Raw genomic sequence first — 1,531 nt, 5'->3', positions numbered from 1 at the left:
AGGGACTTCCAAGAAATAAATTACTCAGAAAAAATCGTAAGTGGATACTCAATAAATAATGATAATCATTCTGAGGGGGTGAGTGGTGGTTGCCGACGGCAACCACCACTCACCCCCTCAAACACAAAAGCGAAAACTCTGCACTCTGTAAATAATGTCAGGTGCATTATCATAATTAATATTGATGATTTCTAGCTGAAAGCTTTGAAAACTAGTGAGAAAAATTAAGTGCTGGCACAATAAATATCAACAAACCATTTACCTAAATTCGGAAATTTTTCATGTGTAGAGTTAGTTAGACGGTCTATCTGTTCTTCGATAGCAGACATAGCTGACTTGGTAAGTTTAACCCCAGTCTCATAAGTTTCTTTTACTAACTTAACCACAGGATGCTTACCTTTCCATGTTATATTTTTAGCAAAGTTTAAAGCTGTTTCAACTTCGTCTAAAATACTGCCGTTCCAAGAATTTTCTAATATACCCCATACTCGCTCAATTGGATTATATTTGCTGTGGTAGGGTGGATAGTAGGCTAACCGTATATTTAGTTGATATTCATGTACAAACTCGACTATACGTTTCATAAATTGGGTACGTCTAGAATTATTATCTGTCCCATTATCCTGGTTAAGAATCAGCGTTTTTATTGAAGGAAATCGCCAACTCTCACTCTTCCAAAAATCTTCTAGAACATCAACAATAAAATCACTCGTCACATGAGACTCTGTAAAGTATAAAAATAGTTCGTCTAACTCTGTAAGGAAGATACCATAAGGAGTTACGGTAGTTTTTGGATGAAAATTATGGTCTTCTGTTTCTGTGACAACTCGGTTTTTACCTCCTCTGTCAAAGCAACCAATATCTACACGGGCTTTGGCATCCAGACTGAGACGTAAAATACTTGGATCATCCAGAGCCGATTGATTAACTATTGCTAATTGTTCAAAAATTGCGTCCGTTTCTGGAATTTTTTTTGAGGAAGAACTTTTGCTACCCGCTTCAGCCGATAACCTAAATAATTCAATTTGACACGAATTGTTTCTTCAGTTGGTAACTGTTCATCAGTATAACCAAACTTTTCAATTAATAGTTTTCTGACTTTGCTTGCTGTTAGGCGTGTATATAACCTCTGGCTTTTAAAACTTGGGTCGGTTTGGCTCTGTGAATCAACTAATTTTTTTATATCTTCTAACAAGGAAGGTAAATGTTCTTCGGCTTTCCATCTACCCCTAGCTGAATAATTATCTATACAACTAATCCCACTGGTTAGTTCTTTAATTCCTTTACGAATAGTATTTCTATCCCAGCCCAATTCTTTTTGAGCCAGTAATTGTCCTCCGTAACCTAATTCCATGACAATTTGTGCTTGAAAACGCCGCCTTGCTGCACCTTTGAGTTGGTTTGCTGTTTCCTTTAATACTTTTAAGACTGAATCAGTTAATTCGAGCAACACTCCTCTCCACCCACAAAATTCCCCCCCTTAAAATGATTATCATTATTATAATTGATTATTTTATTCCTTGGAAGTCCC

At 36.4% G+C, this 1,531-nt stretch carries 2 protein-coding genes; one reads left to right on the top strand and one right to left on the bottom strand.

Features of this window, described 5'->3' with window-relative positions; genetic code table 11:
* Positions 1 to 195: hypothetical protein (locus tag RM368_RS38410; protein ID WP_322698918.1), on the top strand; the 195-nt coding region annotated here is incomplete at its 5' end.
* Positions 196 to 224: 29 nt separating this feature from the next.
* Here RM368_RS38410 and RM368_RS38405 read toward each other — a convergent pair.
* Positions 225 to 1,450 (bottom strand): ISAzo13 family transposase gene (locus tag RM368_RS38405; protein ID WP_416212299.1). Its coding sequence is split into 2 segments (ribosomal slippage): positions 225 to 967 and positions 967 to 1,450, totalling 1,227 coding nucleotides; the frame shifts between segments, so codons are not numbered across the junction.
* Between the last annotated feature and the right edge of the window lie 81 nt (positions 1,451 to 1,531).

It is taken from the genome of Nostoc sp. DedSLP03 (genome assembly GCF_034530815.1).
GTDB lineage: Bacteria > Cyanobacteriota > Cyanobacteriia > Cyanobacteriales > Nostocaceae > Nostoc.
Note: the sequence above shows the minus strand (reverse complement) of the source record. Positions and strands in the feature narration are given on the sequence as shown.